Below are 25,888 nucleotides of genomic sequence, written 5' to 3'. Positions count from 1 at the left end.
CTTGTCACCTGTATAACCAGTAGGCGGTGGCGTCGATGTTGGCACCACTCGCAATATAACGTTTAAGCGCGGCGGTGTTGCCCAGCTGGGTCGCGACCCGCAGCGTCACAAGCTGTTGCTGCTGCGCCCAGTGCAGCGCCGCCTGCATGAGTTTCTCACCCATGCCGCGCCCGGCTAATAAGCCGATACGCGCCTCGCGCTCGTTGAGCTTACGCAGCGAGACGAACCCCTGGATTTGACCGTCCCCTGCACGGAAAACCAGGCAGACGTGGTCAAAGGTGCCTTTGACCGCATTCTCTATCCACTGGGCATAGAAACGTCCGCTATCGTCAGGCGCATACCAGGGCGCACGAAAGCGGCTCTGAGCAAACGCCTGGGCCGCCATCTGACGCAGCACGGGGATGTCCTGCTCTGTTGCAATTTCCGCGCCGGACGCATCGTGCCGGGTAAGGTTAATGGAAAGGTCTACCTCACCTTCAACCAGCTGAAAGCCGTGTTGCTGGAGCGCATCAAGCAGATCGGCTCGCTCCGCCGGGATCTTAGCCTGCACCCGTTGCCAGGCGATAAAATCCGGTTCAGCCAGCACCGACGCATCATCACGCAGACGCACGATGGCCGACGGCAGGCCGAAAAAGGCACTCTCCCACTGCAGGGACTCGAGCACCCCATTCAGGCTGTTCAACGCCAGACACCTTTGGTATCCACAATATACTGCTGACGAACGGCATCGCCGGACGTTGCTTTAAACTCTTTATGATCCACCAGCAGCACCAGCACGTCCGCCGTCGCCAGCGCGTCGTCCAGCGCCGTCAGCGTGCAGTGTTGTCCCGCCAGTTTTGCCGGCAATTGATGGATATTCGGCTCAACCACCAGCGTTTCACCCTTGTGCCATTCGGCAATCATCTCAGCAATTTCCATCGCCGGGCTTTCACGCAGATCGTCAATATTGGGTTTGAATGCCAGACCAAAGCAGGCAATTTTCAGCTCGCTGGCGCGCTTGCCGCTCTCTGCCAGACAATCCGCTACCGTCGCTTTAACCTGATTGAGTACCCAGTGAGGCTTGCTGTCGTTCACTTCACGCGCGGTGCGAATCAGACGCGCCTGCGCCGGATTTTGCGCCACGATAAACCACGGGTCGACGGCGATACAGTGTCCGCCCACGCCCGGACCTGGCTGGAGAATATTCACGCGCGGATGGCGATTCGCCAGACTAATCAGCTCCCAGACGTTAATCCCCTGATCGGCACAGATCAGCGACAGTTCGTTCGCAAAGGCGATATTGACGTCGCGGAAGCTGTTCTCCGTCAGCTTGCACATCTCGGCGGTGCGGGAGTTGGTCACCACGCATTCACCTTCCAGGAAAATCTTGTACAGCGCGCTGGCACGTTCGGAACAGACGGGCGTCATACCGCCAATGACGCGGTCGTTTTTAATCAGTTCGACCATCACCTGACCCGGTAACACGCGCTCCGGACAGTAAGCGATGTTGATATCCGCCTGTTCACCCGCCTGCTGCGGGAAGCTTAAATCAGGGCGCGCGTCGGCCAGCCACTGTGCCATCTGCTCGGTAGCGCCGACCGGAGATGTTGATTCCAGGATCACCAGCGCCCCTTTCTTCAGCACAGGCGCGATGGATTTTGCCGCCGCCTCGACGAACGCCATGTCGGGCTCGTGGTCGCCTTTAAATGGAGTGGGGACGGCAATCAGGTAGGCATCCGCTTCAACTGGCGTCGTGCTGGCACGCAGGAAGCCCCCCTCCACCGCCTCTTTCACCACGCGGTCAAGATCGGGCTCCACAATATGAATCTCGCCACGGTTAATGGTTTCTACCGCCCGTGCGTTGATATCCACACCGACAACCTGTTTCTGACGAGAGGCAAACGCGGCCGCAGTAGGCAAGCCAATGTAGCCAAGACCAATGACCGAGATGGTAGTAAAACTCATAGCGATACCCGATTGTGTTTAAGTGCTTGCAAAATACGGCCACAAGCCTGCCCGTCTCCGTACGGATTATGGGCCCGGCTCATCGCCTGATACGCTTCATCGTCATGCAGCAGGCGCGTGACCTCTTCGACGATGAGCTGCGCGTTGGTGCCGACCAGCCGCACCGTACCGGCTTTGACGGCTTCCGGACGTTCGGTCGTTTCACGCATCACCAGCACCGGTTTGCCGAGGGATGGCGCTTCTTCCTGAATTCCGCCGGAATCGGTGAGGATCAGCCAGGCGTGGTTCATCAGCCAGACAAACGGCATGTAGTCCTGAGGTTCAATCAGAAGGACATTGTCGACATGGCCCAGGATCCGGTTAACCGGCTCGCTGACGTTAGGGTTAAGGTGTACTGGATAGACAATTTGCACATCATCGTTCTGCGCGGCGATTTCAGCCAGCGCGTGACAGATTTGCTCGAAACCCCGGCCAAAGCTTTCGCGACGGTGGCCAGTAACCAGAATGGTTTTTTTACCGTTGTGAAGGAACGGATAGCGGGCAGCGAGTTCTTTCTGAAGCTCGCTATTTGCCAGGACGCGGTCACGTACCCAAATTAACGCGTCAATGACCGTATTGCCGGTCACAAAGATTTTGTTATCGGCGATATTTTCACGCAGCAGGTTCTGACGGGAGTTTTCCGTTGGCGCAAAGTGGTACATCGCCAGATGACCCGTTAACGTGCGGTTGGCCTCCTCCGGCCACGGTGAATAAAGATTGCCGGTACGCAGACCCGCCTCAACATGCCCCACGGGAATTCGCTGGTAAAACGCGGCCAGGCTTGTCGCCACGGTTGTGGTGGTGTCACCGTGAACCAGCACCACGTCAGGCTTGAATGACTCCAGGATCGGCTTAAGCTCTTGCAGAATGCGACAGGTTATCTCCGTTAATCCTTGCCCCGGTTTCATAATATTAAGGTCGTAATCCGGGACGATGGAGAAGAGCGTTAACACCTGATCGAGCATCTCACGGTGTTGAGCAGTGACGCACACTTTCGCTTCAATATCAGGATCGCAGGCCAGCGCATGAACCAGAGGTGCCATCTTAATGGCCTCCGGCCTGGTGCCAAATACGGTTAGTACTTTCACATCGATTCTCTTCGATTAGGCGATGAAGGCCGCAGCCTTCATCGTAGACGGCGTTCTTAGTTTTTGCGACGACGCGTTAACGCCACGCCAGCGCCCGTCAGTGCGCCTACAATCCCCCACATAATCATCAGGAATGCACGACGCGGACTATCGCGTTTTACAGGTTCTTCAGGCGTTCGCAAATAACGATAGGTCTGAAAACGCGGGTCCAGAGATGGACCTACATTAAGCGTATTGAGCATCGCGCGATTTTGATCGTAATCGAGGTCAAAATCAGGACCGACGGCCTGGAGGTTTTCCAGACGCGCCTGCAACATAGGGCGACCAAGGAGGAACATCTCTGAATCAGGCAGCTCATCGGCCGGCACGTCAGTCTCAGTACGGGAAATATTGCGCTGTTCCGCAATTTTCAGCGCCTGCTCAATGTTATGCACGCGGCGACCGAAAATGGTATTCGCCACCTCTTCCTGACGTTTCACCTGGGCTTTCATCTGGATGGTACGAGCCGCCCAGGCACCTTTAAGCTCTTCGTTAAGATGGCTTGCGGCACGCTGGCTGGCAAACGCGACGTACTGACGCAACAGGTTGTTGGCATCCGGCGCGGTTTCTGCAATCAGCTTGACGCTGTCATTCACGTTACGCAGCGCGTCGCCCGGCATAAACTGAATATTGTTAATCAGATCGTCCAGCAGGGCGGCGTCGGCTTTTGTATTATCAACCCGACGCTGCTTGTAGTAATCCGTCTGGGACCAGAAATCGCGTCGGGTATCCCACGAAGCCAGCTGCATCACAAACTCTTTATAGGCTTCATCCATAACGGAAGCCTGGTCTGGCGTAGCAAGACTGGCTTTGATGTCCAGGTTACGCAGGAATTGCTGCTGGGAATAGTATCCCCCGAGCATGTTAACCGTTGGCTTGTCTGTAATTGCCGTGGCGCTCCACTCTTGTTTTGCAAAGAACGTATAGGCCAGCGCTAACAGTGCAAAACCCAGCGCGATCCCCGCAATCCAAAGTTTGCCTGCCCATAACACGCGAAACAAACCCCGAATATCCAGTTCATTCTCAGTTACCACTGATTTCGCTCCCGCCAACGGTTGAGTCATCATAGTCCCGGTTTTACTTAGTTAATGTTGTATTTTTGCCACTGTTACGACGCATCCTGCGTTTAAGACGTTTAATAAATCGCGCCACTTTCCATGCGCGTTTAATGCAGTAGCCGTACAGGAAAAATGCCAGCAAGAATAATGCCAACATAACCCACTCAGGAATAATATGAGAATATTCTGCAGCTACACCAATCGCGGCCAAAATAGCGGCGGCCAGAGTAATCAGCACAAACGCCTGACGAGAAGTAAAACCCGCACGCATGATGAGATGATGAATATGTTGGCGGTCAGGAGAGAAAGGACTCATCCCTTTGCGCAGGCGGCGATACATAATCGCCACCATATCCATTAATGGAATGGCAATAATCCACAGCGCGGTTACGGGACTTATCGGATGGGTTTGACCCTGTGTGGTTTCAAGCAGGATCCAGATAACCGTAAAACCAATCAGCGTACTACCCGCGTCTCCCATAAAGACTTTATAGCGACGGCCCAGCACACCGAGGTTTAGGAGGATATAAGGCAGAATGGCGGCAATCATGGCAAAACACCACATTGCCAGACTGTACTGACCATCAAACCATAAAATAATGCCGATAGCGGCGAACGAGACGGATGACAACCCACCGAGCAGGCCGTCAATGCCATCCACCATGTTGAAAGCATTGATTGCCGCCCAGACGGCAAAGAGTGTCAGGAAGAAGCCAAATGGACCCAGGACTAACTCCCAGGGGCCAAATACATAGCCAAGGCTTCGCAGATACAGTCCGCCCACTACCATCATCACCACGCCAATCGCCGCCTGAACGGTAGCGCGTATTTTCACCGCAATATCGAACCGGTCATCAAGGGCCCCGACTAACACCAGAACACCGGCGCAGGCGATGTAGAGGGCGGCATGCGGGATATAATAATCGGCAATACCAAACGTGAAGCAAATCCCTGCGTAAACAGAAATCCCGCCGACTAAAGGAATAAGTCCCTGATGGCGTTTACGAAAATTTGGCTTATCCACCAACCCTATTCGTTTTGCCACCTTGCGCGCAATGAACAAAAAACAGGTTGTGAATAAAAAAATACTGATCAGTTCAGTAACGGCGGTGAATAGATTCACAATGGATTGCTCTCAACAAATGTTAGTCCCGGAAGTATAACCATGAAGCCACAGCCTCAGAAGTAATAAAGATGGCTTCTGACTACTCCCTTTGTATATTTTTCAATCAATTATTTCTTTAGCTGCACAAACGACCCTATTGTCGCACCGACCGGTCAAAATTGGGAGTAGATGGTACTAGCGTATAGTCCATAAAAGGAAAACGCCACGTAAAAACGTGGCGTTCGCTGGCTTTATTTGCGTTACGAGCGTTTCATCATGTCGAAGAAATCGTCGTTGGTTTTGGTCATCGCCAGTTTGTTAATGAGGAACTCCATCGCGTCAATTTCACCCATTGGATGGATGATTTTGCGCAGGATCCACATTTTCTGCAGCTCTTCCTGCGTGGTGAGCAGCTCTTCTTTACGGGTACCGGAACGGTTGTAGTCGATAGCCGGGAAGACGCGTTTCTCAGCGATTTTACGAGAAAGGTGCAGTTCCATGTTACCTGTACCTTTAAATTCTTCGTAAATTACTTCGTCCATTTTAGAACCGGTATCGATCAGCGCCGTCGCGATGATGGTCAGGCTGCCGCCCTCTTCCACGTTACGTGCGGCACCGAAGAAGCGTTTCGGGCGATGCAGGGCGTTAGCATCCACACCACCGGTCAGCACTTTACCTGACGCAGGAACGACGGTGTTGTAGGCACGCGCCAGACGGGTGATGGAGTCAAGCAGGATGATCACGTCTTTCTTGTGCTCAACCAGGCGTTTCGCCTTCTCGATAACCATTTCCGCAACCTGAACGTGGCGAGATGCCGGTTCGTCGAAGGTAGAAGCAACCACTTCACCTTTAACCAGACGCTGCATCTCGGTCACTTCTTCCGGACGTTCGTCGATCAGCAGCACCATCAGCACGCAGTCTGGGTGGTTATAAGCGATGCTCTGCGCGATGTTCTGCAGCAGCATGGTTTTACCCGCCTTCGGCGGTGCCACAATCAGACCACGCTGGCCGCGACCAATTGGTGATGCCAGATCCAGAACACGCGCGGTTAAGTCTTCAGTTGAACCGTTACCACGCTCCATGCGCAGGCGAGAGTTCGCGTGCAGCGGCGTTAAGTTCTCAAAGAGGATCTTATTACGCGAGTTTTCCGGTTTGTCGAAGTTAACTTCATTGACTTTCAACAGCGCAAAGTAGCGTTCACCCTCTTTAGGAGGACGAATCTTACCTGAAATGGTGTCACCAGTGCGGAGGTTGAAACGGCGGATTTGGCTGGGGGATACATAGATGTCGTCAGGGCCGGCGAGGTAGGAGCTGTCTGCAGAGCGGAGGAAACCAAATCCGTCTTGCAATATCTCCAGCACACCGTCGCCAAAGATATCTTCGCCACTCTTAGCGTGCTGCTTCAGGATGGCGAAAATGATGTCCTGCTTGCGCATACGGGCCTGGTTTTCCAGTCCCATATTTTCGCCGAGAGTGATCAGCTCAGAAACCGGCGTATTCTTTAATTCGGTAAGATTCATAATGGTGTGGGTTCTTAAACTCGGGGTGATTCTCGAACTTAATGTTGTGAATGGTATGGCAGGGTCATCCATGCCTGTTTAGCGGCCATCAACTCATGTCTGTTCGCTGTCTGGTCACAGGGAAAGAACGCAGAACTGAAACGACAAGACGGATTGAGTGACAAGCCCGGAATTTAGCCACTTCACGCACTGTTCATGTTAACAACGGGAAGTATCGGGTAAAACAAGATTCAAACAACAAGATATGTTTAAAACGAAGTCATAGCTAACTTAGCACGACTTCAGCCGGGCGTCCAGAGTTCCACATCATTTAGCCGGGAGCCCTGAACGCACAGCGGAGAAACCTTACGCCAGGTTAGCGTCCAGGAACTCTTTCAGTTGACCTTTGGACAGTGCGCCCACTTTGGTCGCTGCCACTTCGCCGTTTTTGAACAGCAGAAGGGTTGGGATGCCACGGATACCGTATTTTGGTGCGGTGCCCGGGTTCTGGTCGATGTTCAGCTTGGCAACGGTCAGTTTGCCCTGATATTCGTCAGCGATCTCATCCAGAATCGGGGCGATCATTTTGCAAGGACCACACCATTCAGCCCAGAAATCGACGAGGATCAGCCCGTCAGCCTTAAGTACGTCCGTGTCAAAACTGTCGTCAGTCAGGTGAATAATTTTATCGCTCATATATAACTCCACAGGAATAAGCCTGGTACGTTGGTTTTGTCTCCACCAACGACGTGTTGATGTCGCATTAACCAACTAAAGGTTGACTTTATTTCACCGGATACGCTTTCGTAAAGCAATAGTAAGCTGATATTCTACCACACTATGAGCAAAACACATTTAACAGAACAGAAGTTTTCCGACTTCGCGCTGCACCCGAAGGTGATTGAAGCCCTTGAAAATAAAGGGTTTCATAACTGCACGCCCATTCAGGCCCTCGCGCTGCCGCTGACGCTGGCCGGTCGCGATGTTGCCGGGCAGGCGCAAACCGGTACCGGCAAAACGATGGCGTTTTTAACGTCAACGTTTCATTATTTACTTTCTCACCCAGCGATTGCAGACCGCAAAGTTAACCAGCCGCGCGCGCTAATTATGGCCCCGACGCGAGAACTGGCGGTACAGATCCACGCAGACGCTGAACCCCTGGCGCAGTCTACCGGACTGAAGCTTGGCCTGGCCTATGGCGGCGACGGCTACGATAAGCAGCTGAAAGTGCTGGAAAGCGGTGTGGATATCCTGATCGGTACTACCGGCCGTCTTATCGATTACGCCAAACAGAACCACATTAACCTCGGCGCAATCCAGGTTGTGGTGCTCGATGAAGCTGACCGCATGTACGATCTGGGCTTCATTAAAGACATTCGCTGGCTGTTCCGCCGCATGCCGCCGGCCAATCAGCGTCTGAACATGCTGTTCTCCGCTACCCTTTCTTATCGCGTACGCGAGCTGGCGTTCGAACAGATGAACAACGCCGAATATGTAGAAGTGGAACCGGAGCAGAAAACGGGTCACCGCATTAAAGAAGAGCTCTTCTACCCTTCCAATGAAGAGAAAATGCGTCTGCTGCAAACGCTGATTGAAGAAGAGTGGCCAGATCGCGCCATTATCTTCGCGAACACCAAACACCGTTGTGAAGACATCTGGGGCCATCTGGCTGCAGACGGTCACCGTGTTGGCCTGTTGACCGGCGACGTGGCGCAGAAAAAACGCCTGCGTATTCTGGAAGAGTTTACCCGTGGCGATCTCGATATTCTGGTCGCAACCGACGTTGCTGCTCGTGGTCTGCACATTCCGGCCGTGACGCACGTCTTTAACTACGATCTGCCAGACGACTGCGAAGACTACGTACACCGTATCGGTCGTACCGGTCGTGCGGGCGCAAGCGGTCACTCGATTAGCCTTGCGTGTGAAGAGTATGCGCTGAATCTTCCAGCCATTGAGACGTATATCGGTCACTCTATTCCGCAGAGCAAATACAATCCGGAAGCGCTGTTAAGCGAACTGCCGCCGCCTAAGCGTCTAACCCGCCCACGCTCCGGCAATGGTCCGCGTCGTTCAGGTGGCGCGCCGCGTAATCGTCGTCGTTCAGGTTAAGAAAATATGCTCAGCTCCACCTCGCTTTATGCGGCAATTGATCTCGGTTCGAATAGTTTTCATATGCTGGTTGTGCGCGAGGTGGCGGGAAGCATACAAACGCTGACGCGCATCAAGCGCAAGGTCCGCCTCGCGGCGGGCCTGAGCAGCGATAATCACCTCTCCCCTGAAGCCATGGAACGTGGCTGGCAGTGTCTGCGGCTCTTTGCCGAACGTCTGCAGGATATCCCGCACGCCCAAATCACCGTGGTCGCCACTGCGACACTCCGCCTGGCGGTCAACGCCGTGGATTTCATTGCCAGAGCGCAGGAAATTCTGGGTTGTCCGGTACAGGTTATCAGCGGTGAAGAAGAGGCTCGCCTGATTTACCAGGGCGTTGCGCACACCACGGGAGGTGACGATCGCCGTCTGGTGGTGGATATCGGCGGTGCCAGTACCGAGCTTGTGACCGGCACCGGCGCGCAGGCAACGTCGCTGTTCAGCCTGTCGATGGGCTGCGTGACCTGGCTTGAGCGCTACTTTACCGATCGGAACCTGGCGAAAGAGAACTTCGACGAGGCAGAAAACGCCGCGCGCGAGGTATTACGCCCGGTGATGGACGAGCTGCGCTATCACGGCTGGAAAGTCTGCGTGGGTGCCTCGGGTACCGTGCAGGCTCTGCAGGAAATCATGATGGCGCAGGGAATGGACGAGCGGATTACGCTTGCCAAACTTCAGCAGCTGAAACAGCGCGCCATTCAGTGCGGACGCCTGGAAGAGCTGGAAATTGAAGGCCTGACGCTGGAACGCGCGCTGGTCTTCCCGAGCGGACTGGCTATTCTTATCGCCATTTTCACCGAGCTGAACATCCAGTGTATGACCCTGGCCGGCGGCGCGCTGCGCGAAGGTCTGGTCTACGGGATGTTACATCTGTCGGTCGATCAGGATATCCGCAGCCGTACCCTGCGCAACGTTCAGCGTCGTTTTCTGGTTGATATCGATCAGGCAGGACGCGTATCGCAGCTGGCGTCACGCTTCGCCGATCAGGTTGCTAACGTCTGGGATCTTGACCATCTGAGCCGGGATTTACTGCTGAGCGCCTGTGCGCTACATGAAGTGGGGCTGAGCATTGATTTTAAGCAGGCACCGGCTCATGCAGCGTATCTGGTGCGAAACCTGGATTTACCGGGCTATACGCCTGCGCAGAAAAAATTGCTGGCCACGCTGCTGCTGAACCAGACCAACGCCGTCGATCTCTCCTCTTTGCATCAGCAAAACGCCGTACCGCCTCGCGTGGCCGAGCATCTGTGCCGCCTGCTGCGTCTGGCGATCCTGTTTGCCAGCCGCCGCCGCGATGATTTGCTGCCTGCCATTAATCTGGTGGCCGATGACGAGAAGCTTTCGCTGGCGCTGCCGGAGAAATGGATTGATCGTCACCCGTTAGGGGCAGAGATGATCGAGCAGGAGTGCCAGTGGCAGAGCTACGTGCACTGGGTGCTTGAGGTAAAGTAATACGCTGAACATTGCCGGGTGGCGGCTTCGCCTTACCCGGCCTACAACCCCTTCGAACTCATCCTTTCTCTTTGGCTTTTGCCAGCATAGCGCGGATGTTCGCCACGTTAGCCTGACCCTTGTGCATCCGCTCTTCTGCGGTAATCACTTTGCGCTCCTGTTCCCAGATCACGTCATCCTGCGGAAGTTCCAGCAGGAAACGACTCGGCTCCGGGCGTACCAGTTCACCGTACTGGCGGCGCTCTTTACACAGCGTGAACGTCAGCTCTTTCTGCGCGCGGGTGATCCCCACGTAGGCCAGACGGCGCTCCTCGTCGACGTTGTCTTCATCAATGCTGCTCTGGTGCGGCAACAATCCCTCTTCCATGCCGACCAGATACACATACGGGAACTCCAGCCCCTTTGACGCATGCAGCGTCATCAGCTGAACCTGATCGGCCTCTTCTTCGCTCTCGCCGCGCTCCATCATGTCGCGCAGGGTAAAGCGGGTGACCACCTGCGTCAGGGTCATCGGCTCGTCGATTTCAGAGCCCTCCAGCATTTCGGTCATCCAGCTGAAGAGCTGGTTAACGTTTTTCATGCGCATCTCAGCCGCCTTCGGGCTGGCTGAGGTTTCATACAGCCAGGACTCATAGTCGATGCCGTGAATGAGATCGCGCACTGCCGCCACCGGCTCCCGCTCCGCGAGACGCTGCACTTCGCCGAGCCAGTGGGTGAAGCGGGTTAACGAGTCATACCCGCGTCCGGTTAACGTCTGGCTCAGCCCCATGTCGAAGCTGGCGGTAAACATACTTTTGTTGCGGGTCATCGCCCACTCGCCGAGCTTTTGCAGCGTCGCCGGACCAATCTCGCGTTTAGGCGTATTCACGATGCGCAGAAACGCGCTGTCATCATCCGGGTTTGTGAGCACGCGAAGATAGGCCAGCAGATCTTTGATTTCTGGCCGCGAGAAGAACGACGTGCCGCCCGAGATTTTGTACGGAATGCGGTTCTGCATCAGCATCTTTTCAAAGACGCGCGACTGGTGATTGCCGCGATAGAGGATCGCGTAATCCTTATATTCGGTTTTGTTGACGAAGTGGTGAGCGATGAGTTCGCCCGTCACACGCTCCGCTTCATGGTCCTCATTGTTGGCGCTGAGCACTTTCAGCTCCGTGCCGTAGCCCAGTTCGGAGAAGAGACGCTTCTCAAACACGTGCGGGTTATTGGCAATCAGGATGTTTGCCGCCTTCAGGATACGCCCGGAGGAGCGGTAGTTCTGCTCCAGCTTAATCACCTGCAGGGCGGGGAAATCTTTGCTCAGCAGCACCAGGTTTTGTGGGCGTGCACCGCGCCAGGAGTAAATTGACTGGTCGTCGTCGCCTACCACGGTGAAACGCGCGCGCTGCCCCACCAGCAGCTTCACCAGCTCGTACTGGCTGGTGTTGGTGTCCTGATATTCATCCACCAGCAGGTAGCGGATTTTATTCTGCCAGCGCTCGCGCACCTCTTCATTGCGCTGCAGCAGCAGCGTGGGCAGCAGGATCAGATCGTCAAAGTCCAGCACGTTGCACGCTTTCATATGCGCATCGTACAGACCGTAGCAGTGGGCGAAAATCCGATCCCGTTCGCCTTTGGCGATCGCCGCGGCCTGGGCCGGCGTCATCAGATCGTTTTTCCAGTTCGAGATCGTCGAGATCAGCTGCTGCAACAGCACTTTATCATCTTCGATCAGCCCCTCGGTGAGCTCTTTGAGCAGCGCCACCTGATCGGTATCGTCAAAAAGCGAGAAGTTGGACTTCATTCCCAGCGCCGCATACTCGCGTTTGATGATATCCAGCCCCAGCGTGTGGAAGGTGGAGATCATCAGGCCGCGCGCCTCTTTACGACCCAGCGTCTGACCGACGCGCTCTTTCATCTCGCGCGCCGCTTTATTGGTAAAGGTGACCGCCGCAATGTGTCGCGCCTGATATCCGCAGTTGTGGATCAAATGGGCGATTTTGTTGGTGATCACGCGGGTTTTACCCGAACCGGCCCCTGCCAGCACCAGGCATGGTCCAGTAACGAATTCGACCGCTTGTTGTTGTCCAGGGTTTAAACGCATGGGAGTGTTGCTCAATCTTCGAACGGGGTGTGGATTGTAGCAGAAAGCCGGGCGCAGATTTACCGGCTAATGATAAAGTGGAGAAATCGCGTTTAACCCGTAGAGCAGAACCATGAAAAAGACCGCAGCAGCCCTGCATATTCTGGTAAAAGAGGAGAAACTGGCTCAGGAGATCCTGGTCAAGCTGGAGCGCGGCATCAGCTTTGATCATCTGGCGAAGCGTTACTCTAAATGCCCGTCCGGGCGCAATGGCGGGGATCTCGGCGAGTTTCAACAAGGTGCGATGGTCGGCCCGTTCGATCGGGCGGTCTTTAGCTGCCCTCTCCTGAAGCCCTACGGCCCGGTAAAAACCAAATTTGGCTACCATATCATTAAGGTGCTTTATCGCCGCTGACGCGTGGTATATTGCGCCCCGATTTATTTCAACCTATTCAAGGCACGATCATGGCAAAAACAGCAGCAGCAGTGCACATCCTCGTTAAAGAAGAGAAACTGGCTTTAGATCTTCTGGAGCAGATTAAAAACGGTGCCGACTTCGGCAAGCTGGCGAAGAAGCACTCCATCTGCCCGTCAGGCAAACGCGGCGGCGATCTGGGTGAGTTCCGCCAGGGCCAGATGGTTCCGGCGTTCGATAAAGTGGTGTTCTCCTGCCCGGTGCTGGAGCCAACCGGCCCGCTGCACACGCAGTTCGGCTACCACATTATTAAAGTACTGTATCGGAAATAAACAGCAAGGCCTTCTCTAAGAGAAGGCCTTGAATGTTTCACCCTCTCCCAGTGGGAGAGGGGCGGGGTGAGGGCATCAGCCCGCACCAGGTGTTAACCCGCTACCGCGATACGCTTCATATCGGTCATGTAGCCACGCAGTTTGTGACCCACTTTCTCGATCTGGTGGCTGCGAATCGCTTCGTTCACATCACGCAGCTGCGCGTTATCCACGGCACCTTCCGCAATCGCTTTACCCAGATCGCCCGTCTGCAGAGTGGTCATAAACTCTTTCAGCAGCGGTACGCAGGCGTAAGAGAACAGGTAGTTACCGTATTCTGCGGTATCAGAGATCACCACGTTCATTTCGTACAGACGCTTACGGGCGATGGTGTTCGCGATCAGCGGCAGCTCGTGCAGAGATTCGTAGTACGCGGACTCTTCGATGATGCCGGAATCCACCATGGTTTCGAACGCCAGCTCAACGCCTGCTTTCACCATCGCGATCATCAATACGCCTTTATCGAAGTACTCCTGCTCGCCGATTTTACCTTCGTACTGTGGCGCGGTTTCGAACGCGGTTTTACCGGTCTCTTCACGCCAGGTCAGCAGGTTTTTATCGTCGTTCGCCCAGTCCGCCATCATGCCGGAAGAGAATTCGCCGGAGATGATGTCGTCCATGTGTTTCTGGAAAAGCGGTGCCATGATGGTTTTCAGCTGTTCAGACAGCGCGTAAGCACGCAGTTTTGCCGGGTTGGACAGACGGTCCATCATCAGCGTAATACCGCCCTGCTTCAGCGCTTCGGTGATGGTTTCCCAGCCGAACTGAATCAGTTTTTCCGCGTAGGCCGGGTCGGTGCCTTCTTCCACCAGCTTGTCGAAGCACAGCAGAGAACCGGCCTGCAGCATACCGCACAGAATGGTCTGCTCACCCATCAGGTCAGATTTCACTTCGGCAACGAAGGACGATTCCAGAACGCCCGCACGGTGGCCGCCGGTCGCCGCTGCCCACGCTTTGGCAATCGCCATGCCTTCGCCTTTCGGATCGTTTTCCGGGTGAACTGCGATAAGCGTCGGCACGCCGAAGCCACGTTTGTACTCTTCGCGCACTTCCGTACCCGGGCACTTCGGTGCCACCATCACCACGGTGATGTCTTTACGGATCTGCTCGCCCACTTCAACGATGTTGAAGCCGTGGGAGTAACCCAGCGCGGCGCCATCTTTCATCAGCGGCTGTACGGAACGCACAACGTCAGAGTGCTGTTTGTCCGGGGTCAGGTTAACCACCAGATCCGCCTGCGGGATCAGCTCTTCGTAGGTGCCCACTTTGAAGCCGTTTTCGGTCGCTTTACGCCAGGAAGCACGCTTCTCGGCAATTGCTTCTTTGCGCAGGGCGTAGGAGATATCCAGACCGGAGTCACGCATGTTCAGGCCCTGGTTCAGACCCTGTGCGCCACAGCCGACGATGACCACTTTTTTACCCTGAAGGTAGCTCGCGCCATCGGCAAATTCGTCGCGCGCCATGAAGCGGCATTTGCCCAGCTGCGCCAGCTGCTGGCGCAAGTTCAGTGTATTAAAGTAGTTAGCCATGGATGATACCTCGTGATGTTGTGTGTCTTATTGTTCGGTTCGCGTTTCAGCGAGAATGTACCCACATTACAACAGGAAATTTATTGCGGAAATTGATATATTCACAACGTCATATTGCAATTTTTGCAATGTAAAAAGAGGGAGTGGAATCGGTGGATTTACGCGATCTGAAAATGTTCCTGCACCTGGCGGAAAGCCGCCATTTTGGCCGCAGCGCCCGGGCGATGCACGTTAGCCCCTCCACGCTTTCACGCCAGATCCAGCGCCTTGAGGAGGACCTCGGCCAGCCGCTGTTCGTGCGCGATAACCGCACCGTCACCCTCACGGAAGCGGGTGAAGAGCTGCGCATTTTTGCCCAGCAGACGCTGCTACAGTACCAGCAGCTGCGACACTCAATTGACCAGCAGGGGCCGTCGCTTTCCGGCGAGCTGCATATTTTCTGCTCCGTGACCGCCGCCTACAGCCATCTGCCGCCCATTCTTGACCGCTTCCGCGCGGCGCATCCGTCGGTTGAAATTAAGCTCACCACCGGCGACGCCTCCGACGCAATGGAAAAAGTGGTGACGGGCGAAGCGGATCTCGCCATTGCCGGGAAACCCGAAACCCTGCCGGGCGCGGTGGCATTCTCAATGCTGGAGAATCTGGCGGTTGTTCTGATTGCCCCGGCGCTGCCCTGCCCGGTGCGTAACCAGGTGTCGGTGGAAAAACCGGACTGGTCGACGGTGCCGTTTATCATGGCCGATCAGGGGCCGGTGCGCCGCCGTATCGAGCTGTGGTTCCGCCGTCAGAAAATCAGCAACCCGTCGATTTACGCCACGGTCAGCGGCCATGAGGCGATGGTGTCGATGGTGGCGCTGGGCTGCGGCGTGGCGCTGCTGCCGGAAGTGGTGCTGGAAAACAGCCCCGAACCGGTGCGCAATCGCGTGATGATTCTGGAGCGCAGCGACGAGAAGACGCCGTTTGAGCTTGGCGTGTGCGCACAAAAAAAGCGGCTGCATGAGCCGCTTATTGATGCGTTCTGGCAGATATTGCCGAACCACTAAAGCCGGGTGGCGCTGCGCTTACCCGGCCTACCCGCAGCTTAGCCCTTAGCCTGCCAGGAAGAAGCGGAAGGCCGGGTTATGGGTTTCGTCGTGACACTCATAGCCCAGCTCGTTCAGCCGCGTTTCGAAATCCGGCTCGTGCTCGCCCAGTTCGAACGCCGCCAGCACGCGGCCATAGTCGGTGCCGTGGCTGCGGTAGTGGAACAGAGAGATGTTCCAGTGCGTGCCCAGCGTGTGCAGGAACTTGAGCAACGCGCCCGGTGATTCCGGGAACTCGAAGCTAAACAGACGTTCCCTGAGCGGCTTTGATGGACGCCCGCCGACCATGTAGCGCACGTGCAGCTTCGCCATCTCATCGTCAGAAAGATCGACCACGCTATAGCCGCCCTCATGCAGCAGGTTGAGGATCTCTTTACGCTCCTCCACGCCGCGGCTCAGACGCACGCCGACAAAAATGCAGGCGTCTTTGGCATCGGCAAAACGGTAGTTAAACTCCGTCACCGAACGACCGCCCAGCAGCTGGCAGAACTTCAGGAAGCTGCCCTTCTCTTCAGGAATCGTCACCGCCAGCAGCGCTTCCCGCTGTTCACCCAGCTCGCAGCGCTCGGAAACGTAGCGCAGACCGTGGAAGTTCACGTTCGCACCAGACAGCACGTGCGCCAGCCGCTCGCCGCGAATGTTGTGCTGCGCGATGTATTTTTTCATCCCCGCCAGCGCCAGCGCGCCTGACGGTTCCGCCACCGCACGCACATCTTCGAACAGATCCTTCATCGCAGCGCAGATGGCGTCGCTATCAACCGTGACGATATCATCGAGATACTCCTGGCACAGGCGGAAGGTTTCATCCCCAATACGCTTCACCGCCACGCCCTCGGCAAACAGCCCGACGCGCGGCAGGTCTACCGGATGACCGGCATCCAGCGCCGCTTTCAGGCAGGCAGAGTCTTCCGCTTCAACGGCAATGACTTTGATCTGCGGCATCAGCTGTTTGATCAGCACCGCCACGCCTGCGGCCAGGCCACCGCCGCCTACCGGGACGAAGACGCGGTCGAGATGGGCATCCTGCTGCAGCAGTTCCAGCGCCAGCGTGCCCTGCCCGGCAATCACCATCGGGTGGTCGAACGGCGGCACCCAGGTGAAACCCTGCTGCTGCGCCAGCTCGATCGCTTTGGCTTTGGCTTCGTCAAAGTTGGCGCCGTGGAGCAGCACTTCGCCGCCGAAACCGCGCACCGCGTCGACTTTGATATCTGCGGTAGCGACCGGCATCACGATCAGCGCTTTCAGCCCCAGACGAGCAGACGAGAACGCCACGCCCTGGGCGTGGTTGCCCGCAGACGCGGTAATCACGCCGCGCGCTTTCTGCTCGTCGGTCAGCCCGGCCATCATCGCGTAGGCGCCGCGCAGCTTAAAGCTGTGCACCGGCTGGCGGTCTTCGCGCTTCACCAGAATGACGTTGTCGAGGCGCGAAGAGAGTTTTTCCATTTTCTGCAGGGGCGTAACCTGCACGGCTTCATAGACCGGCGCGCGTAGCACCGCTCTCAGGTATTCCGCCCCCTCAGGGGCGGCGGATAAGGGTTGTGACTCGGCCATCATTAGCCCCCAAGTTTAGATTTATCGCGCACCGCGCCTTTATCTGCACTGGTGGCAAGGCTCGCGTAGGCGCGCAGGGCGAAGGAGACTTCACGCTGACGGTCTTTCGGCGTCCAGGCTTTGTCGCCGCGGGCTTCCTGCGCTTCACGACGGGCCGCAATTTCCTGGTCGCTCAGCTTCAGCTGAATGCCGCGATTCGGAATGTCGATTTCGATCAGGTCGCCGTCTTCGATGATGGCGATGTTGCCGCCGCTTGCCGCTTCCGGGGAAACGTGGCCGATAGAGAGGCCGGAGGTGCCGCCGGAGAAACGCCCGTCGGTGATCAGCGCACACGCTTTACCGAGTCCCATAGATTTCAGGAAGGTGGTTGGGTAGAGCATCTCCTGCATGCCGGGACCGCCTTTCGGCCCTTCGTAGCGAATGACAACCACGTCGCCTTCCACCACTTTGCCGCCGAGAATCGCCTCTACCGCTTCATCCTGGCTTTCGTATACCTTCGCCGGACCGGTGAATTTCAGGATGCTGTCGTCCACGCCTGCGGTTTTCACGATGCAGCCGTTTTCCGCAAAGTTACCGTACAGCACGGCCAGACCGCCGTCTTTGCTATAGGCATGTTCCAGCGAGCGGATGCAGCCTTCGGCGCGGTCGTCGTCCAGAGTGTCCCAGCGGCAATCCTGCGAGAACGCCTGGGTGGTGCGAATCCCGGCAGGACCGGCGCGGAACATCTTTTTCACCGCGTCGTCTTTGGTCAGCATCACGTCGTACTGGTCCAGCGACTCCGGCAGCGTCAGGCCGAGCACGTTTTTCACTTCACGGTTCAGCAGCCCGGCGCGATCCAGCTCGCCCAAAATGCCCAGCACGCCGCCCGCGCGGTGTACGTCTTCCATATGGTACTTCTGGGTGCTCGGCGCGACCTTACACAGCTGCGGGACTTTGCGGGACAGCTTGTCGATGTCGCTCATGGTGAAGTCGATTTCGGCTTCCTGCGCGGCAGCCAGCAGGTGCAGAACGGTGTTGGTGGAGCCGCCCATGGCGATATCCAGCGTCATCGCGTTTTCGAACGCGGCTTTGCTGGCGATGTTGCGCGGCAGCGCGCTGGCGTCGTCCTGCTCGTAGTAGCGTTTGGTCAGCTCAACGATGCGCTTACCGGCGTTGAGGAACAGCTGCTTACGGTCGGCGTGGGTCGCCAGCAGCGAACCGTTGCCCGGCTGAGACAGGCCCAGCGCTTCGGTCAGGCAGTTCATGGAGTTGGCGGTGAACATACCGGAACAGGAGCCGCAGGTCGGGCACGCGGAGCGTTCCACCTGGTCGCTCTGCTCGTCAGAAACTTTCGGGTCCGCGCCCTGGATCATCGCATCGACCAGGTCGAGCTTGATGATTTTGTCGGAGAGCTTGGTTTTCCCCGCTTCCATCGGGCCGCCGGAGACGAAGATCACCGGAATGTTCAGGCGCAGGGAGGCCATCAGCATCCCCGGGGTGATTTTGTCGCAGTTGGAGATGCAGACCATCGCATCGGCGCAGTGGGCGTTAACCATATACTCTACGGAGTCGGCGATCAGCTCGCGCGACGGCAGTGAATAGAGCATGCCCCCGTGCCCCATCGCGATACCGTCATCCACCGCAATGGTGTTGAACTCTTTTGCCACGCCGCCAGAGGCTTCGATTTGCTCGGCAACCAGCTTACCGAGATCGCGCAGGTGCACGTGGCCCGGTACAAACTGGGTGAAGGAGTTCACCACGGCGATAATCGGCTTGCCGAAATCGGCGTCGGTCATTCCGGTGGCGCGCCACAGCGCGCGGGCTCCCGCCATATTACGGCCGTGGGTGGTGGTGGCTGAACGATACTTAGGCATGCTTTATTGACTCCCGTCTGACTATTTAATGGGACGGTGCGTGCCGTCCCAAATTTATGCTTAGTGATTAACCTGATCCAACCAGCCGTATTTATCTTCTGTCTCGCCGGTGAAGAGGCCGAAGAACGCTTGCTGAATACGTTTGGTGACCGGGCCACAGCGGCCTTCGCCCACCTGGATACCGTCCACGCTGCGTACCGGCGTGATTTCAGCCGCCGTACCGGACATGAACACTTCATCCGCCAGATACAGGGATTCGCGGGACAGCACCTGCTCGCGCACTTCGATACCCAGATCTTTCGCCAGCTTGATGATGGCGTCACGGGTGATGCCCGGCAGTGCGGACGAGGTGAACGGCGGCGTGAACAGAATGCCGTCTTTTACTTCAAACAGGTTTTCGCCCGCACCTTCAGAGATGTAGCCATTTACGTCGAGGGCGATACCTTCCTGATAGCCGTGGCGGCGCGCTTCGCTACCGACCAGCAATGAGGAGAGATAGTTACCGCCTGCTTTCGCGGCGGTCGGGATGGTGTTTGGCGCCACGCGGTTCCAGGAAGAGACCATTGCGTCGATCCCCTGCTCCAGGGCTTCTGCACCCAGGTAGGCACCCCATGGGAACGCGGCAATGATCACATCTGTGGTATAGCCGGCTGGCGGGTTCACGCCCATACCGACATCGCCCACAAACACCAGCGGACGAATATAGGCGCTGGTCAGGTTGTTTTTACGGATAACGTCGCGGCAGGCTTCCATCAGCTCATCGACGCTTTGAGAAACCGGGAAACGATAAATTTTGGCTGAGTCATGCAGACGCTGCATGTGTTCGCGATGGCGGAACACCACTGGCCCTTTGTGAGAATCGTAGCAGCGGATGCCTTCAAATACGGAGGTACCGTAGTGCAGCGCGTGGGACATCACGTGGACCTTCGCGTCCTCCCAGCGAACCATCTCACCGTTGAACCAAATGTAATCAGCTTTTTTTGTCGTCATTTTTTCGTCCTGTCACGCTTAAGCGCGGATTTGTTGTGATGTGGTTGTGCTCTGGCAGATGGCAACATGGGCAACGTCTACCAGCTTTGATAACTGACTAAACAGTAAGTCGACCGACCGCGGGCTGGCAACGGTTAATTCGATACTGATATTCCGGGCGTCAGTGGCCGTCTCCATATTCATAGAGCAAATCTGAAAACCACGATGACGCACCACACGCAAAACGCGTTCTAAGGTTTCCGGGTTGAAGCGAGCCTGTACGGCGACCTGATGCTGCATCATGATAATTTCTCCATCATTTGTGAGTTGCTGGCACCAGGCGGTACCAACGGCCAGACGTTCTCGAGTTCGTCGATTGAGACATGAAGCAGGTAAGGCCCATCGCTGTTCAGCATGGTGTCGAGCGCCGCTTCAACCTGATCTTTACGGGTGATGTGCTGACCAGGGATGCCGAAGGCGCTGGCCAGGGTGAGGAAATCGGGGTTATCGGTGAGAGTCGTTTCGCTGTAGCGCTCCTGGAAGAACAGCTGTTGCCACTGGCGAACCATTCCTAAACGCTGGTTGTCGAGCAACACGATCTTCAGCGGCAACTGCTTGCGCTTAACGGTGCCGAGCTCCTGAACGTTCATCATGAAGGAGCCGTCACCGGAGATACAGATAACGGTGTCGTTCGGGCGGGCAACCTGCGCGCCAACGGCTGCCGGCAGACCGAAGCCCATCGTCCCTAACCCGCTGGAGGTGATGAAGTTTTCCGGACGGGTGTAGGTCATGTGCTGCGCGGACCACATCTGGTGCTGGCCTACGTCGGTGGTGACGACGCTGTCAGCCGGTTTACGGTCGGACAACTGCTTCAACAGCAGCGGCGCGTAGATGGCCTCGCCGGGGTGGTCGTAACGCCAGGCGTGCTCGGCGCGCATATCAGCGGTGTGCTGACGCCATGCGTTGATATCCAGCGGCTGCTGCAATGCCGGTAAGAGCGCGTTGAGATCGCCCTGCAAGGCGACATGCGCCTGACGCAGCTTGTTCATCTCCGCCGGGTCGATATCCATATGGATGACTTTGGCGTTCGGCGCAAAGGTATTCAGCTTGCCGGTAACGCGGTCGTCAAAACGGGCCCCTACAGCGATGAGCAGATCGCACTCCTGCACCGCCAGGTTTGCCGCTTTGGTGCCGTGCATCCCCAGCATGCCCAGATAGTAGGGGTAATCCGCGTCGACTGCACCGAGACCTTTCAGCGTGCAGGTCGCTGGCATCTGCGTTGTTGCGATAAATTCGCGCAGGGCAGGAACGGCCTGCGCCATGCCTACGCCACCGCCGACGTACAGCATCGGCTGTTTCGCCTGGGCCAGCATCTGACGGGCCTCTTCAACTTCCGCTTCCGGAAACGCATCGTCGCTTTCAACGGTAGAGAAGTGAGGTTCCAGATCGCCGAGAGCCACCTGGATATCTTTCGGGATATCAACCAGAACCGGACCGGGACGACCGGAGTTTGCCACGTCGAACGCTTCTGCCATTACGCGCGGCAGCTCTTCCAGAGACTGGACGAGGAAGCTGTGTTTGGTGCAGGCCAGCGATAAACCGAGGACGTCAACTTCCTGGAAAGCATCGGTACCGATGAACGGCGACGCCACCTGCCCGGTGATGGCGACAACGGGAACGGAATCCAGCAGCGCGTCAGCCAGGCCGGTGATCAGGTTCGTTGCGCCCGGGCCTGAAGTCGCCATACACACGCCGGTTTTACCGGTCGCGCGGGCGTAGCCAATGGCTGCCATCGCTGCGCCCTGCTCGTGTCGGCACAAGAGATGTTCCACGCCGCCGTCATACAGTGCATCGTAAATCGGCATAATTGCGCCACCCGGATAACCGAATACGGTTTCGACTCCCTGCGCGCGCAACGCATGTACTACCCACTGTGCCCCATTCATAGTTAGTTCCCCGTCATAAATCGGGAGAAACAGAATTTTGTGCTAGTCGTCATTCTCTGCTCCTCATTTACATTTTTTAGTCATAAAAAAACCCCCGGACCTTTCGGTGCGGGGGTCTTAGTTCGTTAAGGCTTGATTTCTAAGCCTTTCCTCGTCCAAGTGCAGCCCCGCACGGTGGGATAATAATCACCACCACGCTAATCACGACCAGGCTAATCACTCGTAGAAGGGCTGTCATTTTCAGTTCTTTTTGCATCTTGTTCGAAGGAATACCTAAAGAGTTATCACAGTTTTTAAATCAAACACAAGATTTATTTATGACGGATTTGATTAGGCCGCGAATCATATTTCTTAAAACCGTTGTTTTATATACGGAAATTAGAAAATGAATATTTTTCATTTTTTCACTGCGGTTCTTAGCGTCAAAACGGGGCTTTTTACATTCTGCGAGGAGGCTTCCACGGTTATGCAAGGGTTTCAGTGTGCGCTTAAAATCCCTGAACAGGCGGCGTAAATTCGCAAAATGACGCTAAACAGACAAAGCAGGTGCTGGCATAGTCACGCCAGGAGGTAGTGCAAATGTCACTGTCAGTTGTTTATACGCGTGCGGCTCTCGGGGTAAAGGCACCGCTTATTTCCGTCGAGGTTCATTTGAGCAATGGGCTACCCGGACTCACGCTTGTCGGGTTACCTGAAACGACGGTTAAAGAGGCCAGGGATCGCGTTCGCAGCGCAATAATAAATAGCGGTTATACCTTCCCCGCGAAGAAGATCACCATCAACCTTGCCCCCGCCGATTTGCCTAAAGAGGGGGGACGATACGATTTACCTATCGCAATTGCCCTTCTCGCGGCTTCTGAGCAGCTTAATACGACACGGCTAGGCTCGTATGAGTTCGTTGGCGAACTCGCGCTCACAGGCGCGTTAAGAGGCGTTCCCGGTGCGATATCGGGAGCGCTGGAAGCCATACGAGCAGGGCGGCAAATCATTGTCGCCAATGAAAACGCATCAGAAGTGAGTCTTATCGCCGAGAAGGGGTGTCTCATCGCCGGGCATTTACAGGAAGTTTGTGCCTGGCTGGAAGGGCGACATGAACTGTCCGAGCCGGAGGAGTGTGATGATGTTATAGCGGATGCACCAGAGGATCTCAGCGAGATTATGGGACAGGAGCAAGGGAAACGGGCGCTGGAGATTACGGCTGCAGGTGGACACAATCTTCTGTTAATTGGGCCGCCAGGTACGGGTAAAACCATGCTGGCAAGCAGGTTGAGTGGGTTACTTCCACCGCTCAATAATCATGAAGCGCTGGAAAGCGCCGCCATATCTAGCCTTATCAGTTCGACATCGTTGCAAAAACAGTGGCGCCGCCGTCCTTTTCGTTCGCCGCATCATAGCGCTTCACTGACGGCAATGGTCGGCGGCGGGGCGATTCCGGGGCCGGGAGAGATCTCGCTGGCACACAATGGCATTCTGTTTCTTGATGAACTACCTGAATTTGAGCGCCGCGTGCTGGATGCACTGAGGGAGCCCATTGAATCCGGTGAGATATATATCTCACGCACCAGAGCCAAAATAAGCTATCCCGCACAGTTTCAGCTGGTCGCGGCGATGAATCCCAGCCCGACGGGTCACTACCAGGGCAACCATAACCGCTGTACACCAGAGCAAACGTTGCGCTATCTGGGTAAGTTATCCGGCCCGTTCCTCGACCGTTTCGATTTATCCCTCGAAATTCCCCTTCCCCCGCCGGGTCTGCTCAGGCAAACGGGCATAACGGGTGAAAGCTCAGCGGAGGTACGCGAACGGGTGATTGCAGCCCAGACACGGCAGTACGCTCGTCAGAACAGGCTGAATGCGCGGCTGGATAATGCCGGGATCCGGCAGTTTTGTTCACTTAATGTTGAGGATGCGGGATGGCTGGAGGAGACGTTAACGCGGTTCGGGCTGTCCATACGTGCGTGGCAGCGTTTGCTGAAGGTGGCCAGAACCATTGCTGACGTAGAGGGGTGCAATGACATTGAGAGGAAACATTTGCAGGAGGCGCTGAGCTACCGCGCTATCGATCGTTTGCTGCTGCATTTGCAGAAATTGCTGGCATAAAAAAAGGGGCCGTAGCCCCTTCTCTTCTCTTTAGTCATCAGACTCGGTGTAGTCTTCTGCACCTTCCATCTGCGGCTTGCCGCCAGACAGCGTATGGAAGCGCTTAGGACGCTTAATGCGCGCCATGTACTTGATCCATACGCGTTCCGCTTCAGACTCCGGCTCACGCTCACCACGGCAAACAGAAACAAACTGTTTTTCGTCTTCGGTTGCAGGTTCACGCTTACCCAGATCCAGCTCGTTAAAGGCATAACCATGGCGCTCAAGCAGTTGAGCTTCTTTGATGGTGAAATCGCCGTGACGAGAGAACCCGCGCGGATAATGTTTATTGTCGAAAAAACGATTAGTCGTCGTAAAGCTTTCCGCCATCCTACACGCTCCTAATTCTTTGGCCGAGCTATTTATGGCGCGGAGTATTAGTTACGCTTGACAGAGTGTAAAACAAAACATTTAAATCATAACGACAAATAATTTTGCGGAGAAAGATGTGGATACGGAATTGCTTAAAACTTTCCTTGAAGTGAGCAGAACACGTCACTTTGGGCGAGCAGCTGAAGCCCTTTACCTGACGCAGTCAGCAGTCAGTTTTCGTATTCGACAGCTGGAAAATCAACTGGGTGTGAATCTTTTTACCCGCCATCGCAACAATATTCGCTTAACGCCTGCCGGTGAGAAACTGCTGCCGTACGCAGAAACGCTCATGAATACCTGGCAGGCGGCACGTAAAGAGGTGGCACATACTTCGAGGCATAATGAGTTCTCGATAGGAGCCAGCGCTTCTCTGTGGGAATGCATGCTAAGTCAGTGGCTTACCCGGCTGTATCATTCACATGGCCACCTGCAATTTGAAGCCAGGATTGCGCAACGGCAGTCGCTGGTTAAGCAACTTCATGAACGCCAGCTTGATCTTCTGATCACAACCGAAGCCCCCAAGATGGACGAATTTAGCAGCCAGATTGTGGGCCAGTTTGGCCTGGCACTTTATGCGTCCGAACCTTCGATGATGAAGGCAGACCTGACCTATTTACGCCTGGAATGGGGACCGGATTTTCAGCAGCACGAGACGGGACTGATTGCACCTGATGATGTTCCGCAGTTAACGACCAGCTCGGCAGAGATCGCCTGTCAGCAGCTGCCTCTGCTAAAAGGTTGTACCTGGTTACCTGTTCGCTGGGCAGACACTAAAGCAGGGCTGCACACCGTGATGGATTCCACCACGCTTACCAGGCCGCTGTATGCAATTTGGCTGCAAAACAGTGATAAGCAATCTCAGATAAAAGATCTTTTAAAAATCAATGTAATGGATTGATGCATCAGCCAGCAGGGATGCTGGCTGAAATTAAGAAGAGAATTATCTGCCGTGTTTCAGGCAAAAAAAATCCTTTGCCGAAGCAAAGGATTCTATATGGCAGGGGCGGAGAGACTCGAACTCGCGACACCCGGTTTTGGAGACCGGTGCTCTACCAACTGAGCTACGCCCCTAAAGTTTTTTGCCATTAAGCCTGCCAACAAGGCAGGCTTAATGTCTTAATAAGTGGCGGAACGGACGGGACTCGAACCCGCGACCCCCTGCGTGACAGGCAGGTATTCTAACCGACTGAACTACCGCTCCACCGAAGACTGCTGTAACCACCGGAT

At 55.8% G+C, this 25,888-nt stretch carries 24 protein-coding genes and 2 tRNA genes; 7 read left to right on the top strand and 19 right to left on the bottom strand.

Features of this window, described 5'->3' with window-relative positions:
* Positions 1–4 precede the first annotated feature (4 nt).
* The 7 genes from rffC to trxA form a co-directional block, all read right to left on the bottom strand.
* Positions 5–682 (bottom strand): dTDP-4-amino-4,6-dideoxy-D-galactose acyltransferase, encoded by a 678-nt coding sequence (gene rffC / locus USF70_RS20615; RefSeq protein ID WP_064673092.1) that lies wholly within the window; start codon positions 680–682, stop codon positions 5–7.
* The gene (gene wecC / locus USF70_RS20610) at positions 679–1,944 is read right to left on the bottom strand and encodes a UDP-N-acetyl-D-mannosamine dehydrogenase (RefSeq protein WP_143347703.1); all 1,266 of its coding nucleotides are present in this window, start codon (positions 1,942–1,944) and stop codon (positions 679–681) included. The genes rffC and wecC overlap by 4 nt, the downstream gene beginning before the upstream one ends.
* Positions 1,941–3,071: a non-hydrolyzing UDP-N-acetylglucosamine 2-epimerase gene (gene wecB / locus USF70_RS20605; RefSeq protein ID WP_065419804.1), complete on the bottom strand. Its 1,131-nt coding sequence runs from the start codon at positions 3,069–3,071 to the stop codon at positions 1,941–1,943. Before wecB ends, wecC begins: the two co-directional genes overlap by 4 nt.
* A 56-nt stretch (positions 3,072–3,127) precedes the next feature.
* Positions 3,128–4,174: an ECA polysaccharide chain length modulation protein gene (wzzE, locus tag USF70_RS20600; RefSeq protein WP_033146914.1), complete on the bottom strand. Its 1,047-nt coding sequence runs from the start codon at positions 4,172–4,174 to the stop codon at positions 3,128–3,130.
* A 13-nt stretch (positions 4,175–4,187) separates the two neighbouring features.
* The gene (wecA, locus tag USF70_RS20595; RefSeq protein WP_023309645.1) at positions 4,188–5,291 is read right to left on the bottom strand and encodes a UDP-N-acetylglucosamine--undecaprenyl-phosphate N-acetylglucosaminephosphotransferase; all 1,104 of its coding nucleotides are present in this window, start codon (positions 5,289–5,291) and stop codon (positions 4,188–4,190) included.
* A 242-nt stretch (positions 5,292–5,533) separates the two neighbouring features.
* Positions 5,534–6,793 carry a transcription termination factor Rho gene (rho, locus tag USF70_RS20590; protein WP_008501566.1) on the bottom strand — a complete coding sequence of 420 codons (1,260 nt, stop codon included), beginning with the start codon at positions 6,791–6,793 and terminating at the stop codon, positions 5,534–5,536.
* 345 nt (positions 6,794–7,138) lie between these two features.
* Positions 7,139–7,468, bottom strand: a complete 330-nt coding sequence (trxA, locus tag USF70_RS20585) for a thioredoxin TrxA (RefSeq protein ID WP_006179218.1) — start codon at positions 7,466–7,468, stop codon at positions 7,139–7,141.
* A 144-nt stretch (positions 7,469–7,612) separates the two neighbouring features.
* On the opposite strand from trxA, the gene rhlB reads away from it, so the two are divergent.
* Entirely contained in the window at positions 7,613–8,881 is a 1,269-nt protein-coding gene (gene rhlB / locus USF70_RS20580) for an ATP-dependent RNA helicase RhlB (protein ID WP_023309646.1), read from the top strand.
* Between the two features lie 6 nt (positions 8,882–8,887).
* Positions 8,888–10,372 (top strand): guanosine-5'-triphosphate,3'-diphosphate diphosphatase, encoded by a 1,485-nt coding sequence (gppA, locus tag USF70_RS20575; protein ID WP_033146916.1) that lies wholly within the window; start codon positions 8,888–8,890, stop codon positions 10,370–10,372.
* 58 nt (positions 10,373–10,430) lie between these two features.
* On the opposite strand, the gene rep is transcribed toward gppA, so the two are convergent.
* Positions 10,431–12,455, bottom strand: coding sequence for a DNA helicase Rep (gene rep, locus USF70_RS20570; protein ID WP_032646096.1), 2,025 nt, complete (start codon positions 12,453–12,455; stop codon positions 10,431–10,433).
* A 112-nt stretch (positions 12,456–12,567) separates the two neighbouring features.
* Between rep and ppiC (USF70_RS20565) the strand changes: the two genes are divergently transcribed.
* On the top strand, positions 12,568–12,849 hold the full coding sequence (gene ppiC, locus USF70_RS20565) for a peptidylprolyl isomerase PpiC (protein ID WP_048979297.1): 282 nt from the start codon (positions 12,568–12,570) through the stop codon (positions 12,847–12,849).
* A 50-nt stretch (positions 12,850–12,899) separates the two neighbouring features.
* The gene (gene ppiC / locus USF70_RS20560) at positions 12,900–13,181 is read left to right on the top strand and encodes a peptidylprolyl isomerase PpiC (protein ID WP_023309650.1); all 282 of its coding nucleotides are present in this window, start codon (positions 12,900–12,902) and stop codon (positions 13,179–13,181) included.
* 92 nt (positions 13,182–13,273) lie between these two features.
* Here ppiC (USF70_RS20560) and ilvC read toward each other — a convergent pair whose 3' ends face one another.
* Entirely contained in the window at positions 13,274–14,749 is a 1,476-nt protein-coding gene (gene ilvC / locus USF70_RS20555; RefSeq protein ID WP_023333828.1) for a ketol-acid reductoisomerase, read from the bottom strand.
* 152 nt (positions 14,750–14,901) lie between these two features.
* Between ilvC and ilvY the strand changes: the two genes are divergently transcribed.
* On the top strand, positions 14,902–15,792 hold the full coding sequence (gene ilvY, locus USF70_RS20550; protein ID WP_032641403.1) for an HTH-type transcriptional activator IlvY: 891 nt from the start codon (positions 14,902–14,904) through the stop codon (positions 15,790–15,792).
* 45 nt (positions 15,793–15,837) lie between these two features.
* Here ilvY and ilvA read toward each other — a convergent pair whose 3' ends face one another.
* The 7 genes from ilvA to ilvL all read right to left on the bottom strand — a co-directional run bounded on the left by ilvA (position 15,838) and on the right by ilvL (position 22,388).
* Positions 15,838–17,382 carry a threonine ammonia-lyase, biosynthetic gene (ilvA, locus tag USF70_RS20545; protein WP_024907958.1) on the bottom strand — a complete coding sequence of 515 codons (1,545 nt, stop codon included), beginning with the start codon at positions 17,380–17,382 and terminating at the stop codon, positions 15,838–15,840.
* Positions 17,383–17,384: 2 nt separating this feature from the next.
* On the bottom strand, positions 17,385–19,235 hold the full coding sequence (ilvD, locus tag USF70_RS20540) for a dihydroxy-acid dehydratase (protein WP_059347432.1): 1,851 nt from the start codon (positions 19,233–19,235) through the stop codon (positions 17,385–17,387).
* Positions 19,236–19,295: 60 nt separating this feature from the next.
* A complete protein-coding gene (gene ilvE, locus USF70_RS20535) occupies positions 19,296–20,225 on the bottom strand; it encodes a branched-chain-amino-acid transaminase (protein ID WP_023309654.1) in 930 nt (309 codons plus the stop codon).
* 18 nt (positions 20,226–20,243) lie between these two features.
* On the bottom strand, positions 20,244–20,507 hold the full coding sequence (gene ilvM, locus USF70_RS20530) for an acetolactate synthase 2 small subunit (RefSeq protein WP_024907956.1): 264 nt from the start codon (positions 20,505–20,507) through the stop codon (positions 20,244–20,246).
* The gene (gene ilvG / locus USF70_RS20525) at positions 20,504–22,150 is read right to left on the bottom strand and encodes an acetolactate synthase 2 catalytic subunit (RefSeq protein ID WP_045889364.1); all 1,647 of its coding nucleotides are present in this window, start codon (positions 22,148–22,150) and stop codon (positions 20,504–20,506) included. Before ilvG ends, ilvM begins: the two co-directional genes overlap by 4 nt.
* A gap of 2 nt (positions 22,151–22,152) precedes the next feature.
* Positions 22,153–22,203, bottom strand: coding sequence for a peptide IlvX (ilvX, locus tag USF70_RS20520; protein ID WP_166792073.1), 51 nt, complete (start codon positions 22,201–22,203; stop codon positions 22,153–22,155).
* Positions 22,204–22,289: 86 nt separating this feature from the next.
* Positions 22,290–22,388, bottom strand: a complete 99-nt coding sequence (gene ilvL / locus USF70_RS20515; protein WP_001311244.1) for an ilv operon leader peptide — start codon at positions 22,386–22,388, stop codon at positions 22,290–22,292.
* Between the two features lie 341 nt (positions 22,389–22,729).
* Between ilvL and USF70_RS20510 the strand changes: the two genes are divergently transcribed.
* A complete protein-coding gene (locus tag USF70_RS20510; protein WP_320735967.1) occupies positions 22,730–24,250 on the top strand; it encodes a YifB family Mg chelatase-like AAA ATPase in 1,521 nt (506 codons plus the stop codon).
* Between the two features lie 30 nt (positions 24,251–24,280).
* On the opposite strand, the gene USF70_RS20505 is transcribed toward USF70_RS20510, so the two are convergent.
* Positions 24,281–24,619 (bottom strand): DUF413 domain-containing protein, encoded by a 339-nt coding sequence (locus tag USF70_RS20505; protein ID WP_023309658.1) that lies wholly within the window; start codon positions 24,617–24,619, stop codon positions 24,281–24,283.
* Positions 24,620–24,737: 118 nt separating this feature from the next.
* Here USF70_RS20505 and hdfR point away from each other — a divergent pair, with 118 nt between their 5' ends.
* Positions 24,738–25,559, top strand: a complete 822-nt coding sequence (hdfR, locus tag USF70_RS20500; protein ID WP_023309659.1) for an HTH-type transcriptional regulator HdfR — start codon at positions 24,738–24,740, stop codon at positions 25,557–25,559.
* Between the two features lie 97 nt (positions 25,560–25,656).
* On the opposite strand, the gene USF70_RS20495 is transcribed toward hdfR, so the two are convergent.
* Positions 25,657–25,732, bottom strand: a tRNA-Trp gene (locus USF70_RS20495).
* A gap of 53 nt (positions 25,733–25,785) precedes the next feature.
* Positions 25,786–25,862 (bottom strand) — tRNA-Asp (locus USF70_RS20490).
* Between the last annotated feature and the right edge of the window lie 26 nt (positions 25,863–25,888).

Source organism: Enterobacter sp. 237C8, from assembly GCF_034106865.1.
Classification (GTDB): domain Bacteria; phylum Pseudomonadota; class Gammaproteobacteria; order Enterobacterales; family Enterobacteriaceae; genus Enterobacter; species Enterobacter asburiae_B.
Note: the sequence above shows the minus strand (reverse complement) of the source record. Positions and strands in the feature narration are given on the sequence as shown.

Coding starts and splice junctions, on each gene's coding strand:
- wecC (WP_143347703.1), bottom strand. CDS start 1,944: ATGAGTTTTACTACCATCTCGGTCATTGGTCTTGGCTACATTGGCTTG.
- wzzE (WP_033146914.1), bottom strand. CDS start 4,174: ATGACTCAACCGTTGGCGGGAGCGAAATCAGTGGTAACTGAGAATGAA.
- rho (WP_008501566.1), bottom strand. CDS start 6,793: ATGAATCTTACCGAATTAAAGAATACGCCGGTTTCTGAGCTGATCACT.
- trxA (WP_006179218.1), bottom strand. CDS start 7,468: ATGAGCGATAAAATTATTCACCTGACTGACGACAGTTTTGACACGGAC.
- rhlB (WP_023309646.1), top strand. CDS start 7,613: ATGAGCAAAACACATTTAACAGAACAGAAGTTTTCCGACTTCGCGCTG.
- gppA (WP_033146916.1), top strand. CDS start 8,888: ATGCTCAGCTCCACCTCGCTTTATGCGGCAATTGATCTCGGTTCGAAT.
- rep (WP_032646096.1), bottom strand. CDS start 12,455: ATGCGTTTAAACCCTGGACAACAACAAGCGGTCGAATTCGTTACTGGA.
- ppiC (WP_048979297.1), top strand. CDS start 12,568: ATGAAAAAGACCGCAGCAGCCCTGCATATTCTGGTAAAAGAGGAGAAA.
- ppiC (WP_023309650.1), top strand. CDS start 12,900: ATGGCAAAAACAGCAGCAGCAGTGCACATCCTCGTTAAAGAAGAGAAA.
- ilvC (WP_023333828.1), bottom strand. CDS start 14,749: ATGGCTAACTACTTTAATACACTGAACTTGCGCCAGCAGCTGGCGCAG.
- ilvA (WP_024907958.1), bottom strand. CDS start 17,382: ATGGCCGAGTCACAACCCTTATCCGCCGCCCCTGAGGGGGCGGAATAC.
- ilvD (WP_059347432.1), bottom strand. CDS start 19,235: ATGCCTAAGTATCGTTCAGCCACCACCACCCACGGCCGTAATATGGCG.
- ilvE (WP_023309654.1), bottom strand. CDS start 20,225: ATGACGACAAAAAAAGCTGATTACATTTGGTTCAACGGTGAGATGGTT.
- ilvM (WP_024907956.1), bottom strand. CDS start 20,507: ATGATGCAGCATCAGGTCGCCGTACAGGCTCGCTTCAACCCGGAAACC.
- ilvG (WP_045889364.1), bottom strand. CDS start 22,150: ATGAATGGGGCACAGTGGGTAGTACATGCGTTGCGCGCGCAGGGAGTC.
- ilvL (WP_001311244.1), bottom strand. CDS start 22,388: ATGACAGCCCTTCTACGAGTGATTAGCCTGGTCGTGATTAGCGTGGTG.
- USF70_RS20510 (WP_320735967.1), top strand. CDS start 22,730: ATGTCACTGTCAGTTGTTTATACGCGTGCGGCTCTCGGGGTAAAGGCA.
- USF70_RS20505 (WP_023309658.1), bottom strand. CDS start 24,619: ATGGCGGAAAGCTTTACGACGACTAATCGTTTTTTCGACAATAAACAT.